4 protein-coding genes are annotated in these 6798 nt (G+C 58.4%); 2 read left to right on the top strand and 2 right to left on the bottom strand.

The genetic code is table 11. The features are described from left to right. Positions 1-99: 99 nt before the first annotated feature. Positions 100-2778, bottom strand: a complete 2679-nt coding sequence (gene aceE / locus WD823_RS12745) for a pyruvate dehydrogenase (acetyl-transferring), homodimeric type (RefSeq protein ID WP_368429877.1) — start codon at positions 2776-2778, stop codon at positions 100-102. A gap of 559 nt (positions 2779-3337) precedes the next feature. On the opposite strand from aceE, the gene WD823_RS12740 reads away from it, so the two are divergent. Both WD823_RS12740 and WD823_RS12735 read left to right on the top strand, forming a co-directional pair. Next, positions 3338-4822 (top strand): leucyl aminopeptidase family protein, encoded by a 1485-nt coding sequence (locus tag WD823_RS12740; RefSeq protein WP_368429876.1) that lies wholly within the window; start codon positions 3338-3340, stop codon positions 4820-4822. A 25-nt stretch (positions 4823-4847) separates the two neighbouring features. After that, complete coding sequence (locus WD823_RS12735; RefSeq protein ID WP_368429875.1) at positions 4848-5783, top strand: aldo/keto reductase; 936 nt, start codon at positions 4848-4850, stop codon at positions 5781-5783. Between the two features lie 291 nt (positions 5784-6074). Here the strand turns inward: WD823_RS12735 and WD823_RS12730 are convergent, their stop codons facing one another. Beyond that, a complete protein-coding gene (locus WD823_RS12730; protein WP_368429874.1) occupies positions 6075-6626 on the bottom strand; it encodes a hypothetical protein in 552 nt (183 codons plus the stop codon). Positions 6627-6798 lie beyond the last annotated feature (172 nt).

Below are 6798 nucleotides of genomic sequence, written 5' to 3'. Positions count from 1 at the left end.
ACTTCGATGACGGCGACTTCTGCGAAGTCGCCGATGTCGGGGATTTTGACTTCCAGTACTTTGGGCATCTGATGTGTTTGTCGTTAACGACTCACGCTATCAAACTGTCAGCGGGTTCGGTTTCTCGGGATCGATTCCGTATTTCCTGATCGCGTCGGCCAGCTTCTGGCGCTCGATCGCACCGTCCTCGGCCAGCGCGGCGAGGCTGGCGAGCGTCACCCAGTGGCGGTCGACTTCGAAGAAATAGCGCAGCTTCTCGCGCGTATCCGAGCGCCCGAATCCGTCGGTGCCGAGCACCGTGAAACGACGCGGCACGAACGGCCGGATCTGCTCGGCGAACGCACGCACATAGTCGGTCGAGGCGATCACCGGGCCCTGGGTGTCCTTGAGGCACTCGCCCACGTGGCACAATCGCGGCGGCTTCGCCGGATGCAGCAGGTTCCAGCGTGCGCACTCGTTGCCGTCGCGCGCGAGCAGGGTGAAGCTCGGGCAGCTCCAGATATCGGCCTCCACGCCCCAGTCGTTCTTGAGCAGATCGGCGGCGGCGATGACCTCGCGCAGGATCGTTCCCGACCCCAGCAACTGCACGCGCGGTCCGCTGCCGGCGCCGCCCTGACGGAGGCGATACATGCCCTTGAGTATGCCCGCCTCGCTCGCCTGCGGCATCGCCGGGTGTTCGTAGTTCTCGTTCATCACGGTGATGTAGTAATAGATATCCTCCTGCTCCTGGACCATCCGGCGCAGGCCGTCGTGCATGATCACGGCGAGCTCGTAACCGAACGTCGGATCGTAAGGCATGCAGTTCGGAATCTGGGCCACCGAAATATGTGAATGCCCGTCCTCGTGCTGCAGGCCCTCGCCGTTCAAGGTGGTGCGGCCCGAGGTGCCGCCGAGCAGAAAGCCGCGCGAGCGGGAGTCGCCGGCGGCCCACCAGAGATCCCCGGTGCGCTGGATGCCGAACATCGAGTAGAAGATGAAAAACGGAATCATCTGCACGCCGTGGGTCGAATACGAGGTCGCCGCCGCGATCCATGAGCACACGGCACCGGCCTCGTTGATGCCTTCCTGCAGAATCTGGCCGCCCGCGTCTTCCTTGTAGAACATGAGCTGATCCTTGTCCTGCGGCGTGTACAGCTGGCCCTTCTGCGACCAGATGCCGAGACTGCGAAACAGCGCCTCCATGCCGAAGGTGCGCGCCTCGTCGGCGACGATGGGCACGATGTGCTTGCCGAGGTGCTTGTCCTTGAGCAACACCCCGAGCAGGCGCACGAAGGCCATGGTCGTGGAGAACTCCCGGCCCTCGCCGGAGGCCTTGAGCAGACTCTCGAATACCGACAGCGGTGGCACCTCGAGCGGTACCGCCTTGCGGCGGCGCACGGGGATATCGCCGCCGAGCGCATCGCGCCGCTCGCGCATGTACTTGTACTCCGGCGAGTCTTTTGCCGGCTTGATGTATTCCAGGTTCTCAAGCTGCTCGTCTGTCAGTGGCAGCTTGAAGCGGTTGCGGAACGCCTGTAACGAAGTCGTGCCCATCTTTTTCTGCTGGTGCGTGATGTTCTGCGCTTCACCTGCCTCGCCCATGCCATAGCCCTTGATGGTCTTGGCGAGGATCACCGTCGGCTGGCCCTTGTGATGGATCGCGGCGTGGTAGGCCGCGTACACCTTGTGCGGGTCATGGCCGCCGCGATTGAGTCGCCAAATGTCGTCGTCCGACCAGCTGGCCACCAGCTCCTTCAGCTCCGGGTACTTGCCGAAGAAGTATTCGCGCACGAACGCGCCGTCCTTCGATTTGAAGGTCTGATAATCGCCGTCGACGCATTCCTCCATACGCTTGCGCAGCAACCCCATGCGGTCGCGCGCCAGCAGTGGATCCCAGTAACTGCCCCAGATGAGCTTGATCACGTTCCAGCCGTGGCCGCGGAAGCCGGCCTCAAGTTCCTGGATGATCTTGCTGTTGCCACGCACCGGACCGTCGAGCCGCTGCAAATTGCAGTTCACCACGAATATAAGATTATCCAGATTCTCGCGCCCGGCCAAGCCGATGGCGCCCTGCGACTCGGGCTCGTCCATCTCTCCGTCACCGACGAAACACCATACCTTGCACTCCTCAGTGTTGACGATGCCGCGCGCGTGCAGATATTTCATGAAGCGCGCCTGGAAGATCGCCTGGATCGGCCCGAGGCCCATGGACACCGTTGTATACTGCCAAAACTCGGGCATGAGCCAGGGATGCGGGTAGGAGGACAGACCCTTGCCATCGACTTCGCGGCGGAAATGGTCCAACTGCCCGGCGGTCAGCTGCCCGAGCATGAAGGCGCGCCCGTAGAAACCCGGCGCCGAGTGGCCCTGCATGTAGATCAAGTCCCCGCCATGCTTGTCGGACGGGGCGTGCCAGAAGTGATTGAAGCCGACGTCGTAAAGCGTCGCCGCCGAGGCGTAGCTCGCGATATGTCCGCCGAGATTGGAATCGCCCTTGTTCGCCTTGAGCACCATCGCGACGGCGTTCCAGCGCACGTACGAGCGGATGCGGTCCTCGAGCGCGTGGTCGCCCGGCGAACGAACTTCCTGGTCGGGGGGAATCGAGTTGACGTAGGCGGTGTTGGCCGCGTACGGCACGTTGATGCCCGCGGCGCGCGCGAGCTCGATCTGCTTCTCGATCAGGTAATGCGCGCGCTCCGGGCCTTCCTGCTGGATGACGGCCGACAGCGCATCGAGCCATTCCTGAGTCTCCTGGGCGTCGACGTCGGTCTGTGGGGGTATCGGGGTTATAGCAGCCATGGTCTCGCACTCCTCAGATTATTGCGACGGCATGATACTATTTGAGCCATTCGGGCATATTCGACACTCGGTATCACATCCATATAAATCATGCCGCCGCAATAATCAAAATCTTAATGAATTTTGTTATTAACCCGGCACGCCTATCCATCGGAACGCTCTACTGTTAGATCAGGCATGCCCTTCGTTTAATAACAATCGTGCCGGGTTAATAACTCAGCCTCCCGCGGATAATCCGGACGGGCAACGCTCGGGCCAAGGACAGTGTCTAGCGGTATTCTTACGGCCGGGTTAGCGGCAGCGGGCAAAAAAACAGGACTTCCGTTCGTGCAAAGCCTCATCCGTTGTCAGCCGTCTCATGAATCTCCTCGGGCAGCGGCTGGCGATACGGGAAAATCGTACCGCCTGTTATCCGACGTCATCCAATTCCACCGGCACAAGGTATCATCTCCTTTTTGCGCGCGGTATGATCGTTTTTTTGGCCAAACAGGTCAAGACAAACAGCGTTTTAGACCCATATTCGTTTCCGATTCGATAAAAATTTTCTCTTGAGGCGTCCATGCATCTCGAAACTCCGAAGATCAAGCAAGAAGCCGGCGGTTTGACGGAAAAAGAGCTCGATATCCAGGCAAATGCCATTTTTCTGGTGCCGGCGCGGGATTTCGATGCGAACGTGCTGCCATTTGGCAAGGAAATCGCCAAACGTCTCAAACGCGCCGGACACAAACTCGACGGCGACAAGGTCTTCACAACCGACCTGCCCAATCCGAACGCCACCCGCGTCGCCATCGCCGGGATCGATCCGGCCGCCAGCGCCTTCGAGCTGTTGACGCTGGCGCGCCAGCTCGTAGCCGCGCACAAAGGCCAGAAACCGGAGCAAATCGCTGTCGCCTGCTTCGGGCTCGCGCCGAAGGAAGCCGGGCGCGCCTGCGAGGCGATGCTGGCGGCCCTGCTGGCCGCCGATTTCCCGATGCCGGACTATAAAAGCAAGCCGGACAAACCTTCCCGGCTGCGCGAGATACATATATATGGTCACACGTCGGCCGACGGCTATGTCCGCACCGTCGCGGAAGCCAAAGGCAACAACCTCGCGCGCTGGCTCACCGCCTTGCCACCGAATGAACTCACGCCAGGCCATTACCGCCGGCGCATCGAAAGGCTGGCACTCGAGTACAAGTGGAAAACCGAATTTCTCGACATCAGGAAACTGAAGGCGCGTGGCGCCGGCGCCTTCCTGGCCGTGGCCCAGGGCAGCCCGGAGCCTGACGCCGGCATTCTGCATCTGCGTTACACCCCAAAAAAACCTGCCGGGAAGAAAACGCTCGCGCTCGTCGGCAAAGGCATCTGCTTCGACACTGGCGGCACCAATCTCAAACTCGCGCGTCACATGCACGGCATGCACGAAGACATGGAAGGCAGCGCCGTGGCGCTCGGCACCCTGCTCGCCCTCACGGAACTGAAGGCCGATTTTCCCGTGGACGCCTGGCTCGCGCTGGCACAAAACCATATTGGCCCCAAGGCCTATAAACAGAACGACGTGGTGCAGGCCGCCAACGGAACAACTATTGAGGTCACGCATACCGACGCCGAAGGTCGGATGGTGCTGGCGGACACGCTGTATTTTGCGTCACAAAAAAAACCGAAGCTGATTGTGGATTTCGCCACGTTGACCGGCGCCTGTGTCGGCGCGCTCAGCACGCGCATCAGCGGGGTGCTGACCAACCGGGAGGAATTCATTCCCGTCCTGATCCGGGCGGGCACGGACTCCGGTGAACGCGTATGGCCATTTCCGCTTACCAAGGATTACGAAGAAGCGCTCAAGAGCGACATCGCCGACATCAAGCAATGCACCCTCGACAACGATGCCGACCATATCCTCGCCGCCACGTTTCTGAAAAAGTTTCTGGTCAACGATCCAGACTGGGTGCACGTGGATTTGTCGGCGGGAAACCACAAGGGTGGACTGGCGCATATCCCCACGGACATTACGGGGTTCGGGGTGAGGTTTACGCTGAATTTGTTGCTGGATCAGAAAGTGATATAGCTCTGCCAGGAAATGAAATCGTGTTATGGGTAACCGTGGCGATAAGTTCAAACGACGTACATTCCTGAAGCAGCTCGGCGGTCTGGGAGCAACGCTGTTACTCAAACCCGGGACGGCATTTTCCGCCGATCCTTCAGCGATCACCAAACCCATTCCGGTCACGGGCGAGCGCTTGCCGGTTATCGGCATGGGGTCGTGGATCACCTTCGATGTCGCCCACAACCCCTACGAAAGCGTGGCACGGGTCAAGGTGTTGCAGGCGTTTTTCGACAACGGCGGCGCCCTCGTTGATTCGTCGCCGATGTACGGTTCATCCGAGGAAGTGATCGGAAAAGCACTTAAGAAAATACCGAATAAAGACGCGCTGTTTGCCGCGACCAAAGTCTGGATACTGGGGAAGAATTCCGGTATCCGGCAGATGGAATCCTCGCAACACTTATGGGGCGTGAAGCGACTCGATCTGATGCAGATTCACAACATGCTCGACTGGGAAACGCACTGGGAAACGCTCAGGGAATGGAAGGCCGCGGGGCGAGTGCGTTATGTCGGCATCACGACCTCGCACGGCAGTCGCCACGAGGCCCTGGTCAAGGCCATGGAGAAGACGCCCTTCGATTTCGTTCAGTTCACTTACAACCTGGAAGACCGCGAGGTGGAAAAGAGGTTGCTCCCGCTGGCACAGGAACGGGGCATGGCGGTGATTATCAACCGGCCGTTTCAACGCGGGGGTCTGTTCAACCATGTCCGCGGCAAGCCATTGCCGCCGTGGGCCGCGGAGTTTGATTGCCGCAACTGGGCGCAGTTTTTATTGAAGTTCATCGTCTCGCACCCGGCGGTAACCTGCGCCATTCCGGCTACATCCAGAGTGGATCACATACTGGAAAACATGGGCGCCGGTTTCGGACGCCTGCCCAACGCCGCCACGCGCAAACGCATGATCGGACATTTCGAGCGCTTGTAACTAGAACCTATCTCAAAAACGGTAGGGTGCGCCCTGCGCACCGATCTACGGTTTAAACGAAGCCATTTGGTGCGTGGGACGCACCCTACAAAAACTCACCACAACCTACATGCTGAGATTCGTTTTTCCTGATTATGGTTTATTAGCATTGCCTTTCTTTTTAGTGGACAACCATAAATTTAACCAACGTATCAGGGCGAGAACGCCCACAGCGCCGAGCATCAATAAGAAGTAGCGGATGTTCTTTATGAATCCCCAAAACGTTTTGCTTTCGCGTTCCTCAGCTTGGAATCATTCCTCAACCACAAATGGTTCATCCCATTCGTGACATCGCGTTATCGGAACATCGGATTTCCATGCGAGAGGTTCAATCTCTGCACAGGATTCCATAGTGAACCACGGGCCAACATTCACCGTGATGTATTTACCATAGTCATTACGCTCTGGAGCAGACTCAAATACTGAAAAAACAAACAACGGCCGACGTACCAAGCCGTGAGTCCTGATTTTGTCGAAAACCGGTTTTGTCGAGTCCTGAACCGAGGTATACAGCTCGCACCAATTCTTGAACGTCGTGAATACCTGACGTAATCCTTTTCGAGTCTTTTCGTCCTGCCGCTCGAAATCAGGAGCGCGCAATTTCTGCTCCCATTCTATTTTCTCCTGGCAGGAAAGACCGGCCCTGTAATCGATCTGTGCTTTTATTTGTGCAATGAGCGGCGAAGTCTTCATAAGTGCTTGGTCCCAAGGTAATTTCTCTTGGGATTTAGGTTCTTCATCAGTGCTGCAAGAAACCAACAGAACGGCGAACACCAACACAATCCAAGCTCGCAATGTATTCACAGGTGTCGGTTTTATCCCTCGTTAGTACCCCGAAGATAACAACGCGATTCCAGCAGTAATTTTCTTCATCCCCGTATGGCGTACCTGAGCACCGCAAGCGTGGGGCCGAGAGCCCGAAGGGCGGCGTGAGGGATCACGCCGGTCGCCCGCCCGGACAGGGATGTCCTGTCGG

Source organism: Sulfuricaulis sp. (genome assembly GCF_040901545.1).
Classification (GTDB): domain Bacteria; phylum Pseudomonadota; class Gammaproteobacteria; order Acidiferrobacterales; family Sulfurifustaceae; genus Sulfuricaulis.
Note: the sequence above shows the minus strand (reverse complement) of the source record. Positions and strands in the feature narration are given on the sequence as shown.

What these genes read in the sequence shown, in the direction of transcription:
- aceE (WP_368429877.1), bottom strand. Translation starts at nt 2,778, where the DNA reads ATGGCTGCTATAACCCCGATACCCCCACAGACCGACGTCGACGCCCAG.
- WD823_RS12735 (WP_368429875.1), top strand. Translation starts at nt 4,848, where the DNA reads ATGGGTAACCGTGGCGATAAGTTCAAACGACGTACATTCCTGAAGCAG.
- WD823_RS12740 (WP_368429876.1), top strand. Translation starts at nt 3,338, where the DNA reads ATGCATCTCGAAACTCCGAAGATCAAGCAAGAAGCCGGCGGTTTGACG.